Origin of the sequence: Actinoplanes sp. NPDC020271, assembly GCF_044388125.1 — a bacterium.
Lineage (GTDB): Bacteria > Actinomycetota > Actinomycetes > Mycobacteriales > Micromonosporaceae > Actinoplanes.
Genome location: NZ_JBIRWQ010000004.1, coordinates 201,097 through 218,422, shown reverse-complemented (window position 1 = coordinate 218,422; position 17,326 = coordinate 201,097). Strand labels below are relative to the sequence as shown.

At 71.0% G+C, this 17,326-nt stretch carries 15 protein-coding genes; 9 read left to right on the top strand and 6 right to left on the bottom strand.

Annotation, left to right across the window (positions count from 1 at the left end):
• Positions 1 to 23: 23 nt before the first annotated feature.
• The 3 genes from ACH442_RS11185 to ACH442_RS11175 all read left to right on the top strand — a co-directional run bounded on the left by ACH442_RS11185 (position 24) and on the right by ACH442_RS11175 (position 3,609).
• Positions 24 to 1,682 carry an extracellular solute-binding protein gene (locus ACH442_RS11185; protein ID WP_396337814.1) on the top strand — a complete coding sequence of 553 codons (1,659 nt, stop codon included), beginning with the start codon at positions 24 to 26 and terminating at the stop codon, positions 1,680 to 1,682.
• Positions 1,683 to 1,789: 107 nt separating this feature from the next.
• Positions 1,790 to 2,671, top strand: a complete 882-nt coding sequence (locus ACH442_RS11180; protein ID WP_396338126.1) for an ABC transporter permease — start codon at positions 1,790 to 1,792, stop codon at positions 2,669 to 2,671.
• On the top strand, positions 2,668 to 3,609 hold the full coding sequence (locus ACH442_RS11175) for a carbohydrate ABC transporter permease (RefSeq protein WP_396337813.1): 942 nt from the start codon (positions 2,668 to 2,670) through the stop codon (positions 3,607 to 3,609). The genes ACH442_RS11180 and ACH442_RS11175 overlap by 4 nt, the downstream gene beginning before the upstream one ends.
• A 57-nt stretch (positions 3,610 to 3,666) precedes the next feature.
• Here the strand turns inward: ACH442_RS11175 and ACH442_RS11170 are convergent, their stop codons facing one another.
• On the bottom strand, positions 3,667 to 5,751 hold the full coding sequence (locus ACH442_RS11170; RefSeq protein ID WP_396337812.1) for a glycosyl hydrolase family 95 catalytic domain-containing protein: 2,085 nt from the start codon (positions 5,749 to 5,751) through the stop codon (positions 3,667 to 3,669).
• Positions 5,752 to 5,907: 156 nt separating this feature from the next.
• Between ACH442_RS11170 and ACH442_RS11165 the strand changes: the two genes are divergently transcribed.
• Together ACH442_RS11165 and ACH442_RS11160 are read left to right on the top strand one after the other, a co-directional pair.
• Positions 5,908 to 7,872: a beta-galactosidase gene (locus ACH442_RS11165; protein WP_396337811.1), complete on the top strand. Its 1,965-nt coding sequence runs from the start codon at positions 5,908 to 5,910 to the stop codon at positions 7,870 to 7,872.
• Between the two features lie 10 nt (positions 7,873 to 7,882).
• Entirely contained in the window at positions 7,883 to 8,437 is a 555-nt protein-coding gene (locus tag ACH442_RS11160; protein ID WP_396337810.1) for a hypothetical protein, read from the top strand.
• Here ACH442_RS11160 and ftrA read toward each other — a convergent pair.
• Positions 8,404 to 9,381, bottom strand: coding sequence for a transcriptional regulator FtrA (gene ftrA / locus ACH442_RS11155; RefSeq protein WP_396337809.1), 978 nt, complete (start codon positions 9,379 to 9,381; stop codon positions 8,404 to 8,406). The genes ACH442_RS11160 and ftrA overlap by 34 nt on opposite strands.
• 71 nt (positions 9,382 to 9,452) lie before the next feature.
• Here ftrA and ACH442_RS11150 point away from each other — a divergent pair, with 71 nt between their 5' ends.
• Entirely contained in the window at positions 9,453 to 9,875 is a 423-nt protein-coding gene (locus ACH442_RS11150) for a rhodanese-like domain-containing protein (protein ID WP_396337808.1), read from the top strand.
• 176 nt (positions 9,876 to 10,051) lie between these two features.
• Here ACH442_RS11150 and ACH442_RS11145 read toward each other — a convergent pair whose 3' ends face one another.
• Entirely contained in the window at positions 10,052 to 11,275 is a 1,224-nt protein-coding gene (locus ACH442_RS11145) for an FAD-binding protein (protein ID WP_396337807.1), read from the bottom strand.
• Between the two features lie 105 nt (positions 11,276 to 11,380).
• Between ACH442_RS11145 and ACH442_RS11140 the strand changes: the two genes are divergently transcribed.
• The 3 genes from ACH442_RS11140 (at position 11,381) to ACH442_RS11130 (ending at position 14,027) form a co-directional block, all read left to right on the top strand.
• Entirely contained in the window at positions 11,381 to 11,929 is a 549-nt protein-coding gene (locus ACH442_RS11140) for a PadR family transcriptional regulator (protein ID WP_396337806.1), read from the top strand.
• Between the two features lie 87 nt (positions 11,930 to 12,016).
• Entirely contained in the window at positions 12,017 to 12,874 is an 858-nt protein-coding gene (locus ACH442_RS11135; RefSeq protein ID WP_396337805.1) for a response regulator, read from the top strand.
• A gap of 283 nt (positions 12,875 to 13,157) precedes the next feature.
• Positions 13,158 to 14,027 (top strand): MHYT domain-containing protein, encoded by an 870-nt coding sequence (locus ACH442_RS11130; RefSeq protein WP_396337804.1) that lies wholly within the window; start codon positions 13,158 to 13,160, stop codon positions 14,025 to 14,027.
• Positions 14,028 to 14,061: 34 nt separating this feature from the next.
• Here the strand turns inward: ACH442_RS11130 and ACH442_RS11125 are convergent, their stop codons facing one another.
• The 3 genes from ACH442_RS11125 to ACH442_RS11115 all read right to left on the bottom strand — a co-directional run bounded on the left by ACH442_RS11125 (position 14,062) and on the right by ACH442_RS11115 (position 17,300).
• Positions 14,062 to 14,394 carry a PRC-barrel domain-containing protein gene (locus ACH442_RS11125; protein WP_396337803.1) on the bottom strand — a complete coding sequence of 111 codons (333 nt, stop codon included), beginning with the start codon at positions 14,392 to 14,394 and terminating at the stop codon, positions 14,062 to 14,064.
• A gap of 266 nt (positions 14,395 to 14,660) precedes the next feature.
• Positions 14,661 to 15,905 (bottom strand): hypothetical protein, encoded by a 1,245-nt coding sequence (locus ACH442_RS11120; RefSeq protein ID WP_396337802.1) that lies wholly within the window; start codon positions 15,903 to 15,905, stop codon positions 14,661 to 14,663.
• 192 nt (positions 15,906 to 16,097) lie between these two features.
• Positions 16,098 to 17,300, bottom strand: a complete 1,203-nt coding sequence (locus ACH442_RS11115) for a magnesium and cobalt transport protein CorA (protein WP_396337801.1) — start codon at positions 17,298 to 17,300, stop codon at positions 16,098 to 16,100.
• Positions 17,301 to 17,326 lie beyond the last annotated feature (26 nt).

Below are 17,326 nucleotides of genomic sequence, written 5' to 3'. Positions count from 1 at the left end.
TCACATAGGAAGGCAGGTGCGCCGTGGGCGCGTCTACGAGCAGGCGTACTTTCCTGGGCCTGGCCGGTCTCGGCGCGGCCTCGATGGCCGGCCTGGGAGCCCTGGAGGGCTGCAGCAAGAAGCCCGGCTCCACGGGCACCGCCACCAACGCCGAGCAGGCCGCCGGCGTCGTGCCCACGTTCAAGGACTCCAACCTGTTGGCGCCGGACGTCAAGGGCATCCGCCCGATGGCCGACGGCTACGTGAAGTACCCGACGAGCCTCGTGGACGCGATCACCGAGAAGGCGATCACCAGCGGAAAACCGGTCACCGCGACCACCCCGTGGTGGGGGCCCGCCCCGCCGACCTCGAACAAGTACGTCGAGGCGGTCGGCGCCGACCTGGGCGGCACGATCACGTTCAGCGTGCAGGACGGCAACACGTACGGCGACAAGCTGAACACCATGCTCGGCGCGCGGGACGTGCCCGAGCTGACCTGCATCCCGGGCTGGGAGATCAGCAAACTGGCGCGGTTCTCCGACGGCGTGCACGTGCTGTTCGAGGACCTGACGCCGTACCTGGCCGGGGACAAGGCGAGCGCGTACCCGCTGCTGGCCGGCCTGGACACGGCGGCCTGGAAGGACTCGGTCTGGGGCGGCAAGCTGATGGGCGTCCCGTTCCCGACCGACTCGCCCTACCCGACCGCGCTCTTCATCCGGCAGGACGTCGCCGACCAGCGCGGCATCGCCGCTCCGACCTCGCTGGACTCGCTCTACGAGTTCGGCAGGAAGTTCACCGACCCGGACAAGGGTGAGTGGGCGTTCGGCGACATCTTCCAGGAGGTGCTGCAGATCTGCGGCAACCCCGGCTCGCAGAACGGCTGGTTCAAGACCGCTGACGGCAAGGTCATGCACCGCTACGAGACGCCGCAGTACCAGCGGGCGGTCGAGTGGATGGCCCGGATCTACTCCGAGAAGCTGATCCACCCCGACCTGGCCAGCAGCAAGGGCGGTGACGTGACCACGCTCTTCAAGGGCGGCAAGATTTTCTCGTACGCCACGGGTCTCGGCTCCTGGAAGGAGACGCAGCGCGAGAAGACGCGGGAGGGCAAGGGCTTCAACATGCAGGCCGTCAAGGTGTTCGGGGCGGATGGGAGCACGCCCCCCGTCCGCTGGGGCGGCACCCCGTCGATCATGTGGACCTTCATCAAGAAGGGGCTCGGCGAGGACCGGACCAAGGAGCTGCTGCGCGTGCTCAACTACACGGCGGCGCCGTTCGGCACCAAGGAGTGGGAGCTGCAGAACTACGGCGTCGAGGGCACCCACTTCACCCGGGACGCGAGCGGCGCCCCGAAGACCAACGAGACCTTCACCAAGGAGTTCGCCAACCAGTTCATCTTCCTCGGCGGCCGCCCCGCCGTGGTGGTCAGCGACCCCGACCTGCCGAACTACGCGAAGGACCTGGTCGGCTGGGGCAACGACGCCACCAAGTACCTGGAGAAGAACCCGTGGGAGGGCATCAAGGTCGAGGTGCCGACCGAGCAGGCCGCGATCGAGCAGCCCACCCAGGACAAGGTCACCGACATCCTGCGCGGGCGGCGTCCGCTCTCCGACTTCCAGAAGGTCGTCTCGGAGTGGAAGGCCGGCGGCGGTGACAAGGCGCGCGACTTCTACGCCAAGGTGCTGGCGGACAACGGCCGATGAGTGCGCCGTCGATAGTGGAGGCCGCGGCTGCACCTCGTACCAAAGAGGCGGTTTCTTCGAAGATGTCAGTGGCGGCGCGCTTGCGTCGCGACTGGCCGCTCATGCTCATGTGTGTGCCGGCGATGTTGCTGCTGGCGGTCTTCCACTACCTGCCCGCTCTCGGCAACGTCATCGCGTTCCAGGACTACAACCCGTTCGCCGGTGACTCGCCGATCCAGGCGTTCCTCGCCAGCGAGTGGATCGGGTTCGGCAACTTCCAGTACCTCTTCGAGACCCCGGCGTTCTGGGAGGCGGTCCGCAACACCCTCGGGATCACCGCGTTCCAGCTGGTCTTCTACTTCCCGATCCCGATCCTGCTGGCGATGCTGATGAACAGCATCATGTCGCCGCGGATCCGCTCGCTGGTGCAGAGCGTCGTCTACCTGCCGCACTTCTTCAGCTGGGTGCTGGTCGTCTCGCTGTTCCAGATGATGCTCGGCGGCGCCGGGCTGATCGCGCAGACCGCGCGCGACGCCGGATTCACCGCGCCGGATTTCATGACGAACCCGGACACCTTCTACTTTCTGATCACCTCGCAGGCGATCTGGAAGGACGCCGGTTGGGGCATGATCGTCTTCCTGGCCGCGCTGGCCGCCATCGACCCGAACCTCTACGAGGCGGCCGCGGCCGACGGCGCCGGCCGCCGCCGACGGTTCTGGCACGTCACCCTGCCCGGCCTGCGACCGGTCATCGTGCTGCTGCTGATCCTGCGCCTCGGCGACGCGCTCAATGTCGGCTTCGAGCAGTTCTACCTGCAACGCGAGGCGGTCGGACGGGACGCCTCCGAAGTGCTCGACACCTACGTCTACTTCCAGGGCATCGGGGTCCAGCAGTGGGGCGTCGGTGCGGCCGCGGGCCTGTTCAAGGCCCTGGTCGGCCTGCTGCTCATCCTGGGCGCCAACAAGGTCGCCCACAAGCTCGGCGAGCAAGGGATCTACTCGAAGAAATGACCACTCTTGCTGCTCTGAAACCGCGGCGGCCCAGCGGACGGCCGGCGTGGGAGGAGAAACCGTCCCGGCTCGGCCAGCTCGGCAAGGGCACGGTCATCGCGATCGTCATCGCGATCGTCGTCGTGCCGCTCTGGGTCGTCGTGGTCACCAGCCTGTCGTCGACCGAGACGATCAACAACGCCGGTGGGTACGTCTTCCTCCCGCGCGAGTTCAATCCATCCGCGTACATCGTGATCTTCTCCGGTGGCCAGGTGACCGACGCGGTGCTGGTCAGCACGATCGTGACGGTGATCGGCACGGCGGTGAGCCTGAGCGTGACGGTGCTCGCGGCGTACGGGCTGTCGCGCACCGGCACGCTGCTGCACCGCCCGATCCTGTTCTACTTCCTGCTCACCTTCCTGATCTATCCCGGCATGATCCCGAGCTACCTGGTGGTGACCGGTCTCGGACTCAAGGACAACCTGCTGGCCCTGATCGCGCCGGCCGCGGTGAGCGCGTTCAACCTGGTCGTCCTGCGCGCGTTCTTCATGGGCATCCCGTCCGAACTGCTGGACAGCGCCCGCATCGACGGCGCCGGCGAGTTCCGCATCCTGTTCCGCATCGTGCTGCCGCTGGCAAAAGCGGTCACCGCGGTGGTCGGCTTGTTCTACGCGGTCGGGTACTGGAACACGTTCTTCAACGCGGTCCTCTACCTCGACCGCAACGATCTCCAACCGGTCCAGCGCGTCCTGCAGATGTTCATCCTCGCCGGTCAGTCCCCGACCAACGCGGGCGCCGGAACGGTCGTGCACCTGCCCGGCATCGGCTACACCGCACCGCCGAACCTCGCGATCAAGATGGCCGTCGTCGTGGTGACGCTGGTGCCGGCCCTGATCGTCTACCCGTTCGTGCAGCGGCACTTCACCAAGGGCGTGATCGTGGGCGCGATCAAGGGCTGACAGGGCGGCCGCCGGGCGGGTCCGGATCCCAGCTCCGGTCCGGCCCGGCGGTTCATCTCAGCCGGTCAGGCTCAGCCGGTGCGGCACGCCGGGTGCGAGGGTGACCGTGACGGTGCCGCCCGGCCAGGTCACCTCCGCGGTCCGGGGCAGCGCCGAGGTCAGGGTGGCCTCCCCTGACCCCGGACGCCAGGTCAGGTCGACCCGGACTGGGCCACGAGCGGTCAGACCCTGAACACTTCCGGCCGGCCACTCGCGCGGGAGCGCGGGCAGCAGGTGCAGCCGCGCGACCCCGTCCGGGCCGACGTCCCGGCTGGCCAGCAGCATCGCGGCGACCAGGGCCGGATACGCGCCGGCCAGGTCCACGTTGAACATGTGATCGCGGTTGTGGGTCGGTACCAGGTTCGGTCGCCAGTAGGCGTCCGACAGCCGGGTCAGCGCCGCGTGCGCCTCCTCGGCGAGACCCAGCCGGGCCGCGGCCACGCCGAGCAGGCCCAGGCCGTACCCCATTTCGTCGGAGTCCTCGCTCAGCCACCACCGCAGGCGTTCCCGGACCGTCCGGACCGCGGCGGCGCGCAGCGCGGGGTCGTCGAGAAGGTCCGGATCGCCGCCGTAGTACAGCGAACAGAGGTGGCTGCTGTGCCGATGCGCATGGTTGTCGTCGAAGCGTGGGTCGAGCCATTCGGCCAGCTCACCGGCCTCCGTGATGCGGTAGGGCGGCAACGCCTCCAGCAACGCCCGCCAGCGTTGCGCCCGGGGATGGCCCGCGTCCAGGTCGAGCAGCGCGCGCAGCACGTCACCGCCGGCCCGCGCGTCCAGTGTCGCGTCCACACTGGCCTGCGAGCCGGTGTTCCGCGGATGATTCTCCGGCGAATACGACGGGCTGAACCGGGCCTGCCCGTCCACGACCTGCACGAACGCGAGGTGGAACTCGGCCACCTCGCGCAGGAACGGCAGCGCCCGATCGCGTAGGAAGCCCTGGTCACCGGTGTGCTGCCAGTGTTCCAGGTAGAGCCGGCCCAGCCAGGCCGCGCCGGCGGTCCAGAACGTCAGGCACCAGACCGGGCCGAAATGGTTCTGTTTGCCGTGCGTGCCGAGATGGGCGGGCGCGTACAGTCCGGGCAGTCCGTAGAGCCGCCGCGCGTTCTCCCGCAGATCCTCGCGCAGCGCGTCGAGCAGGTCGAACAGCGGCGGCATGAGCTCGGGCGTCCCCGTCGTGTGCACCGCGAGCAGGGCAGCCTGCAGGTTGCCGTCGATGGTCCAGCCGCTGCGCCACGGCGGTGAATACGTGCCGCTCCAGACACCCTGCAACGTCGGCGGCCGGGCCCCGGTGCTGCTGATGATCGCGTAGCGCCCGGCGTCGAAGAGCAGTCCGGTGCGCCGGTCCGGCAGGGTCAGCCGGGTCCGGCCGATCAGGTCGCCATGGACCCGGACGTGCTCGGCGAGCAAGGCGTCGAAATCCGGCCGCTCGCTGAAGTCCCGCGACTCCAGGCCCGGCGTGGTCCGGGCCGCGATCACAACCCCGATCGGCGTACGCCATGAGCGCACCGTCACGGTGTATCCGTCCAGCGCCCCGGCCCAGGTCGCGCCGCCGAACCGGGCGGTCAGGGTGAGCGACCCGGGCCCCTCGGTCAGCTCGGCCTCGATCGGACTCTCCGGGGTCCCGTGGATCGGCGTCAGGGACAGCCTCCCGTCGCAGCCGGTGACCCGGATGAACAAGGCATCGGCCGGGCGGGAGAAGAACGCCTCGCAGCTCACCCCGTCCCATCCCGCGCGGACCACCCCGGTGCCGAAGTCCGTGCCCCGCGACCAGCCGTCTCCCGGCCGGTCGGGGGTGAACGTCAGCGTCGCCGTGCCGATCAGCGGGTCGATCCAGCGCGTCCCGGCGTACCCGGGATGCTCCGCGACGGCCAGGTCCACGACCGTGGTGGCGGCCTCGGCGTAACGGCCGTCCGCCAGCAGTTGCCGCAGGTGGGGCAGGGCGGCGGCGGTCGCCGGCGCGGGAAGCGGCTCGGTGACCGGCTGGAAGACGTCCTCGTGGGCGAGGGTGAACCGCAGCGCCGCGGGGGAGCCGTAGCAGAGCGCCCCCTGCCGTCCGTTCCCGGTGATCAGCGCGTGTTCCCAGTCCTCGGTGGAGGCTGTCACCCCCGGGTTGTCCTCCGGAGATTCGGGGGTCCGCCCCGTGGCCGCCCGTGCGGCCGGAGGGGAAGAGTGGAGGCCCGGAGGCGAGGACGGTGGATTGACGGAGCTGGTCACGATGCCTAGTTTGTTTAGATGTCAAACTAAAATCAAGGTGGTGTGATGCTGTTCTTCGGTGGCGACTACAACCCCGAGCAGTGGTCCGAAGAGGTCTGGGCCGAGGATGTCGCACTGATGCGCCAGGCCGGCGTCACCATGGTCTCGCTCGGCGTCTTCGCCTGGTCCCACCTCGAGCCGGAGGAGGGGCGCTTCGAGTTCGGGTGGCTCGACCGCATCATGGACCGGCTGCACGAGGGCGGCATCCGCGTCGCGCTCGCCACCCCGACCGCCTCGCCGCCGCCGTGGTTCACGCTGGCACACCCGGAAGGACTGCCGGTGACCGCGGACGGGGTCCGGCTGACGCACGGGAGCCGGGACACGTACTGCGTCTCCGCGCCGGCCTACCGCGCGGCCGCCCGCCGGATCGCCACCGAACTGGCCGGGCGCTATGCGCGGCATCCGGCCCTGGCGCTCTGGCACGTCCACAACGAGTACGGGACGGATTGCCGCTGTGATCTGACCGCGTCGGCGTTCCGGTCCTGGCTGCAGAAGAAGCACGGCGATCTGGACACGCTGAACGAGTCGTGGACCACGGCGTTCTGGAGTCAGCGCTACTCCGAGTGGGCGCAGATCATGCCGCCGCGCGCCACGCAGTACCTGCCGAATCCGGCCCACGTGCTGGACTTCCGGCGCTTTTTGTCGGACGAGTTGCTGGCGGCGTTCGCCGAGCAGCGCGACCTGCTCCGGGCGGCCGGCCCGCAGGTGCCGGTCACGACGAACTTCGTGCAGGGCGGCTGGGTCAGCGTCGATCACGCGCGCTGGGCATCCGAAGTGGACCTCGTCGCGGTCGATCACTATCCGGCCGCGGCCGACGCCGAGGGCGAGGCGGAAACGGCGTTCGGCGCTGACCTGGCCCGGGGCTGGGCGGGCGGCGAGTGGCTGCTGATGGAGACCGCGCCGAACCTGATCTACACGCCGGGGCGGATGCACGCCAAGGAACCCGGGCGGCTGACCCGGCACAGCCTGAACTATGTGGCCCGGGGCTCGCGCGGCGCGATGTACTTCCAGTGGCGGCAGCCACGCGGCGGGGCGGAGCTGTTCCACTCGGCGCTGGTGCCGCACGCCGGGCCGGACAGTCCGGTGTTCCGCGAGGCGGTCGGGCTGGGCCGAGCGCTGAGGACGCTCGCGCCGTACGCCGGTGGCCCGGTCGACGCCCGGGTGGCGGTGAGCTGGGACGCGCCGTCGTGGTGGGCGCTGCAAGGGGGCGGGCTGCCGGCCGCGGACATCGACTACCCGGCGGCGGTGCGGCAGGTGCACCGGGCGCTGTACCGGTCGGGCGTCGCCACCGACTTCGTGTTCCCGGGGCAGGAGGGGTTCGAGGCGCGGCTCGCGGCGTACCGGGTCGTCTTCCTGCCGCATCTGTTCCTGGTCTCCGACGAGGACGCGGCGGCGCTGCGGGACTTCGTGGCCGGTGGCGGGCACCTGGTCGTGGGGCATCTCAGCGGGATCGCGGACCTGGCGGGGCGGATCCGGCTCGGCGGCTATCCCGGTGCGTTCCGCGACGTCCTGGGGGTGCGGGTGGTGGAGTGGCGCCCGCTCGCGCCCGGCACCACCATCGCGCTGGACAACGGTGACCAGGGCATTCGCTGGAGCGAGCGGGTGGAGACGGCCGGCGCCGAGACCGTGGTGCGGTATGCGGGGGACGTGCTGGCGGGCGCGCCGGCGATCACCCGGAACCGGCTCGGCGACGGCGTGGCCTGGTATGTCTCGCCCGGTCTCGGCGACGACGACCTGCGACGGCTGCTGGACCGGGTGACCGCCGAGGCCGGAGTGGCACCCGTGCTGCCCGGGTTGCCGCCCGAGGTGGAGGCGGTGCGGCGTGGTGACCTGCTGTTCCTGTTCAACCACGGCGCGACGCCGGAAATCGTGCCGCTGCCGGGGCCGGGAACCGACGCGCTGACCGGGCGCGCACTGTCCGGCGCGGTGACCGTGCAGCCCGGTGGCGTGACGGTCTGGCGAGGTGAGTGACACTGGGTCGGTGACCGAGACAAGCCCCGCCGAGCCCGTCACCGTCCCGCGCCGCCGGCGGCCGATCGTCGTCGCGCTCGGCATCCTGGTCGTCGTGGTGGTCGCACTCGCCGCATGGGTCTGGACCCGGCCGCCGTCGCCCACCGACGAGCGGGACGCGGCCCTGCAAGGGGTGCTGGCCTACGGCGGGCCGTCCGGCTGGCAGCTGGTCTCCGACCCGGGACTGGACGTGTCCGACCAGACCGAATGGACGCAGCAGGACGGCAACCCGGTCCTGCTCGGGGCGAACGGGTTCACCCTGGTCTGGTCCACGACGGGGACCCCGGAGGCGTGCGCGGCGCTGGCCGGCTGGGCGGCGAAACGGTTCACCGCCGACGCGGGGAAGGACGTCACCGCTTCGTGCCCGGCGGCCGTGGCGGCGAAGTCGGACGAGGATCGGGTCTTCGCCGGCCAGGGCACCGAGCCGGGCGAGCACGGGCGGTACCTGTTCTCCGCGCGGACCCGGGCCGACGTGCTCTTCGCCGGGCTGACCTACGAGGGGCCGGACCGGAACGCCCTGCGGTAGGACGACGGCGACGTCCGCATCACCTGCGTGAAGTGATGCCGGAACGTGACCGGGGAATCGAAGCCGACCGCGGCGGCCACCTCCTCGATCGGGCTGGCGGTCGTCTCCAGCAGAGCCAGGCTCGCGTGCACCCGCTGCCCGATCAGCCAGCGGATCGGCGTCGTGCCGGTCGCCCGCGCGAAATGCCGCAGGTAGGTGCGGGCCGACATGTGCGCGCGCCGGGCCAGCACGTCGACGGTGATCGGACCGGCGAGGTTCCCCAGCGCCCACTCCATGCTGCGGGTCAAGCGGTCGTCGGCCGGGTCCTCGGTCACCGGAGCCTCGATGAACTGGGCCTGGCCACCGTCACGGTGCGGCGGGACGACCAGGCGGCGGGCGACCGCGTTGGCGATCGCCGGCCCGTGGTCACGGCGGATCACGTGCAGGCACAGATCCAGCCCGGCGGCGCTGCCGGCGCTGGTCAGCACGTCACCGTCGTCGAGGTAGAGGACGTCCGCATCCACCTCGACGGACGGGTGGCGGGCGCGCAGGATCTCCGCGTACCGCCAGTGCGTGGTGGCCCGGCGACCGTCCAGCAGACCCGCCCCGGCCAGCGCGAACGCTCCCGAGCAGATCGACATGATCCGCGCGCCCCGGGCGTGGGCCGCACGCAGCGCCGCGACGAGCGCCGGGGACGGGTCGGCCCGGACGTCGGGCACGCCGGGAACGATCACGATCTCGCCGGCCGCGAACGTGTCCAGCCCGTGCCCGGTGTGCAGGGACGCACCGCCGATCACCCGCACCGGGCCGGGGGTCTCGGCGCAGACGGTCAGCTCGTACCAGGGCCGGTCGAACTCGGGGCGGGGCAGCCCGAACACCTCGGACACGATGCCGAGCTCGAAGACGGACATGCCGTCGAACGCCAGAACCGTCACCGGCCGTCCGCGTTTCCCGATGGTGAGCATGGCGAGATGTTAGCGGTGGATGGCATCCACGCCACTGGGCCGTTTCGCCGCCGGGCGGCACGATCAACGCCATGACCAGTGCGATCGAACACTTCAGCAACCGGCTCCGCTTCGAGACCGACGTCAGCGACGTCCATGCGGACGTGGCGGCCGGCACTCCCGGCGTGATCGTCGTCGACTCCCGCAGTGACGAGTCGTGGCGGCAGGGGCGCCTTCCGGGCGCGGTGCACCTGCCGACGCGGGAGATCGCCACGCGGGCCGCCGCGCTGATCCCGGCCGGCACGGCGGTGGTCACCTACTGCTGGGGGCCGGGGTGCAACGGGGCGACGCGGGCGGCGCTGGAGTTCGCCAAGCTCGGCTACCAGGTCAAGGAGATGATCGGCGGCTACGAGTACTGGGTACGGGAGGGCTTCCCGGTGCACGACGAGCGGGGCGAGTGGTCCCGCCCCGCCGACGAGCTGACCGCCCCGGCCGGTGCCACCTGCGGCTGCTGACCGCACAGGCCGGCCGGCCCGGCCGACTTTTCTTGATCTTGCCGACCAGGCCGTGCTGCGCCGGGTGGGCCGCGCCGCCCAGCCCGCCGGAGTCCAGGACGGGGAATGCCGGCCCGCCCGCGCCGGCTACTCGAGGGTGGCCGGGCCCTCATCCGAGAACCGGCTCGCGGCGGCGCTCATCCGAGGAGGCGGTCGAGGAAGTCGTTGCGGAACTTGCCGGTCGGGTCGAAGCGCCCCGCCAGCGCCGTGAAGTCGGCCACCCGCGGCAGCTCCGGCGCGCTGGTGAAGATCTTGCCGAGGTGCGGGCGCGGGTCGAGCGGGGCGAGGACCTTCTCCACGTCGGCGACGACCGGCAGCACCGCCTCGGTGTCGGCGATCCAGGTGAAGTGCAGCGCCAGACTGTCCCGCTGGTAATTGGGGGACAGCCAGAGGTCGTCGGCGGCGATCGTGCGGATCTCGGAGACCTGCAGGACGTCCGCGACGCGCTCGCGGATCTGGGCCACCGCATCGAGGGCGTCGTTGGCACGCGACAGTGGGACGTGCCACTCGGACTGCAGTTCTTCGCCGCTGCTGGGGGTGAACTCCATCCGGAAGTGCGGCAGCCGCTCGTGCCACGGGCCGGGCACACCGCCCTGCTGGGTGCAGTTCTCGGCCGGCATGCCGGGCACCGGGTGGCGCGGCCCGTCGGCCAGGGTCGCGCCGTGGAATTCCGGCCCGGTCATCGGCTCGCGTCGTTTGAGCCACACCTGGTCGACGTCGATGCCGGTCCAGCGCGTGAAGAGGCTGACGCTGTATCCGTCGGCGAGGATCAAGGGCAGATTCGCGCGTACGGACGTGGCCGGCAACGTCTCGTAGACGTACTGCCGCAGCTCGAACGCCGGCTGCACGTCCAGGGTGAGCGCGACCACCGCCCCGAGCGCGCCGAGCGCCGCCACCGAGCCCGGGAAGTCCGCGTCGCCGCGGGTCAGGGTGACCAGTTCGCCGTCGGCGCGGACGATCTCGACGCCGGCGACCGCGGTGGCCAGGTTGCCGTTGCCGACTCCGGAGCCGTGGGTGGCGGTGGCGACCGCGCCGGCCACCGAGATGTGCGGCAGCGACGCCATGTTGTGCAGGGCGAGGCCTTCGGCGTGCAGGCGGGCGGCGAGGTCGCCGTACCGGATGCCGCCGTCGACGCGGACGGTCGCGCGGTCCGGCGCGATCTCGACGGTCCGGGGGAGCCCGGCCAGCGAGAGCAGGTCGCCGTCGGTGTCGGCGAGGTGGTTGAACGAGTGTCCGCTGCCCAGCACGCGCAGTTTCGTGGCGGCCGCGATCTGCTCGCGGGCCTCGTCGAGGGTGCGCGGGCGCAGGACCTGCCGCGCGCCGAAGGTGATGTTGCCGGCCCAGTTCGTCAGTGGTTCCACCCGACTCACCCTACGGGTGTACGCCAGTACGCCATCCGGGCCGGAATCGGAGATCAAGGTCAATATTGGGTTGTCTCTAGGTGTATACGCCCATAACGTTGCTCCATGCCGCTGGATGCCTCACGGAACAGTCTGGTGCTGCCCATCCTCGGGTTCCTCGGGGAGCGGCCGGCGCACGCCTACGACCTGGCCACCCGCCTGCGGGGGCGTTATGCGCAGCTGTCCGCGACCCGCAGCACGGTGACGACCCTGCTCAAGTCGCTGCACCGGGCGGGCCTGGTGGTGGCGCGCGAGCCCGGTCAGGTCGGCAACCGGCCGCCGCGGACGGTGTTCGAGCTGACCGAGGCGGGTGTCGCCGGCTTCCGGGAGAAGGTCGAGTCCGGCCTGCGCGACACCCCGGTCGCCTCGGTGGATTTCGCGCTCGCGGTGGCGTACCTGGGGAGTCTCCCCGCCGATCGGGCCGTGGCGCTGCTGTCGGAGCGGGCCGAGCGCCTGGCGCGGGAGCAGGCGGCGCGGCCGGCCGGGGCGGCGGCGATGACCGAGCTGCGCACCCTGGAGCACGATTACTGGCACGGGCTGGTGGCCGCCGAGTCGGCCTGGATCGCGGCCTTGCTGTCCCGGATCCGGTCGGCCGACCTGGCTTGGGCGGCGTGACCGTCCGATCTTTCGCGTTCGGCGAACCGGTTCCCCGCGCCGGGTTTAGGGTCGGAACGTTCGTCGGCTGACCGAGGGGAGCGGGCCATGGCGTCCATCGTGATCGCGGAGGACGACCGGGACATCGCCGAGCTGCTGAGCACGGTGCTGAGCAACGCGGGCCACGCCGTGCAGACCGCCCCGAACGGCGCGGCCGCACTGGACCTGATCGGCAAGGCCAGTCCTGACCTGGTCATTCTCGACCACCACATGCCCGGCATGACCGGTCTCGAGGTGGCCGACCGGCTGCGCGCCGAGGAGGGCACCGCGGCCATCCCGGTGATCATGCTGTCCGCCGCGACGCCGGCCGCCGCGCGCCACCTCTGCGACGTGACGATCTCCAAGCCGGTCCGCCCGCGGCACCTGCTGGAGGCGACCAGCGAGCTGCTGGCCGCACGGGAGGCGCACCACGACACGACGGCCCAGCTGGCCGACGTCCCCCGGCTGCTGGCCGTCTCCGACTTCCTGACCCGGCCCGCGCACGCCGCCGGTGGACTGGACGCGTTCGCCGAGCGGCTGGCCGTGCTGACCAAGCTGCCGACCGCGGCGATCACGCTGGTGCTCAACGACAGCGTGGTGGTGGCCGGGTCGTTCGGGCTGCCGATGTGGGTCCGGGAGGCGGGCGGTGTGCCGGCCGAGTGGTCGCCGGACGCGATCGTGGTGGCCGAGGACGTGCCGGTGCTGATCGCGGACAGCCGGGAGAACGAGGAGTACGCGGACACGCCTCTGTTCGCGGTGAGCGGCGTCCGGTCGTACGCCAGCGTGCCTTTGCATTCCCCGGAGGGTCACGTCGTGGGCACTCTCTGTGTGATGGATGAGAAGCCCGGCACCTGCACCGAGGACACCGTGCAGATCCTTCACTCGCAACGGTCGGCCGCGCTCAGCCTGCTGTCTCCCGCGCGCTGACCCACTTCACATTCGTTACTTGAAGTTATGTTTACGCCCGTCGATAACGATATCGCCCTATTTGTAGTTGCTTCGTAACAGAAAGCGGACTATGTCGCCGCGACGAGGCAAAACGCATGTCCGATATCGGCAGTTCGGTCGATGCGCCATCAACCGTGACCCAAATCGAGATCATCTGCTCGTGTGCTCGTAACGAAACTTGGATCACAATCGGTGACGGCTGCGATGGGGGTCCGGCAGGATGCAGCGCGGCAGAACTCTTGAGGCGAGGGAGCGCGGCACCATGGCGGAGATCCATCATTTTGACCACGGATGGGTGACCCCGACGTTCAGCTATGTGCTGTCCGTGCTCGGCTCGCTGCTCGGGCTGATCGGCGCGGTGCGGCTGCGCTCGGCCCGGACCAACGCCGAGAAGGGCTGGTGGCTGGTCCTGTCGACGCTGGCGATCGGCGCCACCGGCATCTGGACCATGCACTTCGTCGCGATGCTGGGCTTCGAGGTGGTCGGCACCCAGGTGCGCTACGACGTGGGCCTGACCGCCGCCAGCGTGCTGATCGCGGTCGTCGCGGTCGGGGCCGGCCTGGCCATCGCGCTGCTCGGCAACGGCGCGCGCAACCTGCGGATCCTGGTCGGCGGGGTGCTGGCCGGCCTGGGTGTCGCCGCGATGCACTACACCGGCATGGCCGCGATGCGCCTGGACGGCGAGATCCACTACGCCGGCTCGCGGGTCCTTCTTTCCGTGGTGATCGCCGTGGTCGCCGCCACGGTCGCGCTCTGGCTCACCCTGGTGGTCCGCAAGCCCGTGGTCATCTTCATCTCCGCCCTGGTCATGGGCATCGCGGTCAACGGCATGCACTTCACCGGCATGTCCGCGATGTCGGTGACCGAGGAGCAGCACTTCGGCACGATCCAGGGCGCCACCGCCGGTTCACTGCTGGTCCCGATCGGTGTCACGGTCGTCTTCGCGATCCTCGGCATGGTCTACGCGCTGATGGCCGCGCCCAGCGAGGAGGACCGCGCCGCCAGTGAGTACCTGAAGGCCCGCATCGACGCCCGGATGGCGCAGCAGGCCGAGCAGGCGGCGCGTCAGTCGACCGGCCGGGGCACCCTCGGCAACGGCAACTGGACCTACCGCGACCGCGGTCAGCAGTAAGGGTCAAACCCCCCAGAGCTCTTGCGCGTACGGGTCAGTGGGGCTGGACCAGCCAGTCCCACGCCCGTTTCAGCCCACTCGCCTCGTGGCGCCCCTCGGGCAGATCCGCGCTCGGCCGTGGCAGCCGGTCGGCCGTCTCGGTGACGATCGCGCCCCGCTCGTAGAGCTCGGCCACCTGCGTGCCGGTGGCGACGCGAGGCCCATCGGGAGTCGTGATCAGTAGCCCGTGGAACAGGTCCTCGCGTTCGTCGGCGAGGACCTGTTCCACGGTGCCGACCGTGTCGCCGTTGAGCGCGTAGACCGGCACGCCCTTTCGCAGGACCTGGTAGGCGACCGGTTCGCCGAGGTCTTCCGCCTTCTCCGCCATGGTTTCCCGTTACCCTGCGGCCCTTGTTTCAGTCCTGTGGCGGCACCGTCTTTTCGGCCGGCCGTCAATGACGCTTTGTCCACGTTGCGTTTCTTCTCGGAAAAAATGCGATTATCCGGGCTTTTCCAGCCCAAGCCCGGCGGCCCGTGCGGGCACCGACAGGGTGGCCAGGGCCACGGTGGGCCGGGTCAGGGCAGCGGTCACCACTGACCTGACCCGGACGGAAAGGGCGCGCGGCCGGCTTGCCCCGGCCGTGCGCTCCTCCGTCAGCGGGCGGCAGCCGTGATCAAACCGGCGGGGTCGCTGCAGACCAGGTCCAGCGCCCGCTGCACGACCACCGGGTCGTACGTCGTGGAATGGAACGTCGCGTCCAGATGCAGGACGCCGTCCATCTCGCTGATCGCCAGCACCACGTCCTCCGGCTCGCAGTACGCCAGCGCGCTCTGGTCGATCCGCCCGGCCGGATCGGCGCCCCACGGCAGGTCGCCGAGCAGGTCGTGCCGCCCCTGATCGTCGAGGACCAGCCGCGGGCGCGGCTCGATCGCGATCTCCTCCGGGTACGGCTCCGGGGTGCGCGGCGCGCGGGTCACCAGCAGCCGCCCCGACCGCAGCAGCATCGACGTCAGGATCCGGCCGCCGGCCAGCTCCGCGGTGAACGTCTCGTCGATCGGCCCGGGGTTGATCAAGCTCTGCGGCGACAGGTACGACCCGATGCTGAAGTTGCCGTCGACGCCCGCGGCCTGGCCGAGACGCCAGCGCGCGTCGGCGAGGAACAACCCGCCGGACAGATCCGGGTCCAGCCCCAGCTCGACCAGGGCGGCGGCGAAAGCGGCCAGCGCGATCGCCGGCGAGGTCGCGCCGACCCCGTGCCGGTCCCGCCACGTGCGCATCTCGCCCAGCACCCGGGTCGAGCGGACCGACGCCGTGACCAGGCTCGCCTTCCACGGGCGGGTCGCCGCCGGGACGCGCCGCGGGGGTTTCGGGGTGCTCAGCCCGCCGCGCCACCGGTTCGGACGCAGACCGACCTGCTTGAGCCAGGCCTTCGGCAACGCCCAGGGCTGCGCGGTGAACGGGGTGAGGCTCGCGGCCCGGCCCGCGTACGCCGCGCGAACCAGCTCGCGGAGCAGGGCGTTGACCGGCTCGGCGTCGCCGTAGGCGCGGGACACCCGCACCGCCACGTACCCACCGCCGACCAGCACGCGCACCGGGAGGCCGGTGAGCGGCTCGTCCTGCAGACTGCGGGTCATCGCCTCGAAGTCCAGCGGTCCCGGCCCGAGGTCGGTGACCGCCTCCCGCACCTGGGCCGCGAACCCGGCGTCGTCCAGGTGCTCCCAGGCCGCGGCGGCCCGGTCCAGCCGGGAGACCGCCCGGTGCTCCGGGTCGGCCCGGTGCAGGCCGGTCAGCGCGTCCCGGACCGCGGCCGCGGTGATCCCGGTGAGCGGGCCGATCGTGCGGATCTGCTCCAGCGGCAGCCAGGCACGCTCGCGCAGGGTCAGGCTGGTGCTGGACATGACTCTCCCCCAAAGATCAACGCAATCGGGAACCTAGTCACTCGCCGTGGTTGTGGTCCAGTGCGAACGAGGCTGGTCCGGGTCACCGTCCGGTGTGGAAACCGGCCCGATCGGCTGACTTGGAGAGTATCCAGGTGGGGCAGTTCCTAAATGGATGGCAACTGTGACGTTGGTCGCGGTCACTGCCGGTGATCAGAGCCAGCCGGTCCGCTTCAGCCGCCAGTAGAGGCCACCGCAGAGCACCGCCATCGCGGCGATCGTGCCGTCGAACCCGTACCGCGAATCGAGCCCCGGAATGACGTCGAAGTTCATCCCGTAGATCCCGGCGATCACCGTCGGCACCGCAGCGATCGCGGCCCACGCGGCGATCTTGCGCATGTCGTCGTTCTGATCGATCGAGATCTGCGCGAGCCGGGCCTGCAGGATCGAGTTGAGCAGGTCGTCGAAACCGGCCACCCGGTCCACCGCCCGGCTCAGCCGCCCCCGCACGTCGACCAGGTAGGGGCGCAGCCCGGCCGGCAGCGTGCCCGCCTCCAGCAGGCGTGACAGCGGCTCGGCCAGCGGCAGCACCGCCCGCTTGAACTCCACCATCTCTCGTTTCAGCTGGTAGATGTGGGCGATCCCGGTGCTCCGGACCGTCGCGAAGGATTCCTCCTCCAGGCGCTCCAGGTCACGCTCGACGTGACCGGCCACGTCCAGGTAGCTGTCGACCAGGCGGCTGCCGACCGCATACGCCACCGCCCATGGCCCGTGACGCAGCACCTCCGGCCGTTTCTCCAGCTCCTGCCGTACCTGCCAGAGCGGGCCGACCGGGCCGTGCCGCACCGTGATCGCGAACCACGGGCCGATCAGCACCGTGATGTCGCCCGTCTCCACCACCTCGGAAGTGTCGGTGAGCCGGTCGTGCTCGACATAGCGCGCGGCCCGCAGCACCAGCCGCGTCACATCGCCGGCGGTTTCCGCCCCAGGCCGGTGCCCGCCGCTCGTGGCCTGCTCGGCCACCAGCTCGTGCAGGCCGAAAACCTCCGCGACCGCGGACATCGTGGCCTGGTCCGGCTCGTGCAGGCCGAGCCAGACGAACGCGTTGCGGCGGCGCCGGGCCAGGCGGGCCGCCTCCACGTACGGCATCTGACGCGGATGCCCCGGCTCGGCGCGGCGAGCGCCACCGGCGTAGACCGCGCAGTCGACGACGGCGTGCGGGTTGCCCCGGCGGACGGTCACGGCGGTCTCCGGCGGGCGGATCAGCCCGTCCAGCAGCTGGCGCAGCGACCCCCGGCGGCGCGCCCGCCAGCGTGAGCCGACCCGGGACCGCTCCTCCGGCGACTCGCGCTCCCACCCGCTCTCCTCGAAATCGGGTGACCCGAAGTCGTCGTCCCGACGCCGCCGACCGAGCATGCGCCTGCCCGCCACCTTCCCGCCTC

Bases quoted from the DNA above. Each gene is read 5' to 3' on its own strand.
- ACH442_RS11180 (WP_396338126.1), top strand. From the start codon at position 1,790: ATGTGTGTGCCGGCGATGTTGCTGCTGGCGGTCTTCCACTACCTGCCC.
- ACH442_RS11130 (WP_396337804.1), top strand. From the start codon at position 13,158: ATGGCGGAGATCCATCATTTTGACCACGGATGGGTGACCCCGACGTTC.
- ftrA (WP_396337809.1), bottom strand. From the start codon at position 9,381: ATGCTCACCATCGGGAAACGCGGACGGCCGGTGACGGTTCTGGCGTTC.
- ACH442_RS11140 (WP_396337806.1), top strand. From the start codon at position 11,381: ATGCCGCTGGATGCCTCACGGAACAGTCTGGTGCTGCCCATCCTCGGG.
- ACH442_RS11175 (WP_396337813.1), top strand. From the start codon at position 2,668: ATGACCACTCTTGCTGCTCTGAAACCGCGGCGGCCCAGCGGACGGCCG.
- ACH442_RS11150 (WP_396337808.1), top strand. From the start codon at position 9,453: ATGACCAGTGCGATCGAACACTTCAGCAACCGGCTCCGCTTCGAGACC.
- ACH442_RS11125 (WP_396337803.1), bottom strand. From the start codon at position 14,394: ATGGCGGAGAAGGCGGAAGACCTCGGCGAACCGGTCGCCTACCAGGTC.
- ACH442_RS11165 (WP_396337811.1), top strand. From the start codon at position 5,908: ATGCTGTTCTTCGGTGGCGACTACAACCCCGAGCAGTGGTCCGAAGAG.
- ACH442_RS11135 (WP_396337805.1), top strand. From the start codon at position 12,017: ATGGCGTCCATCGTGATCGCGGAGGACGACCGGGACATCGCCGAGCTG.
- ACH442_RS11115 (WP_396337801.1), bottom strand. From the start codon at position 17,300: ATGCTCGGTCGGCGGCGTCGGGACGACGACTTCGGGTCACCCGATTTC.
- ACH442_RS11120 (WP_396337802.1), bottom strand. From the start codon at position 15,905: ATGTCCAGCACCAGCCTGACCCTGCGCGAGCGTGCCTGGCTGCCGCTG.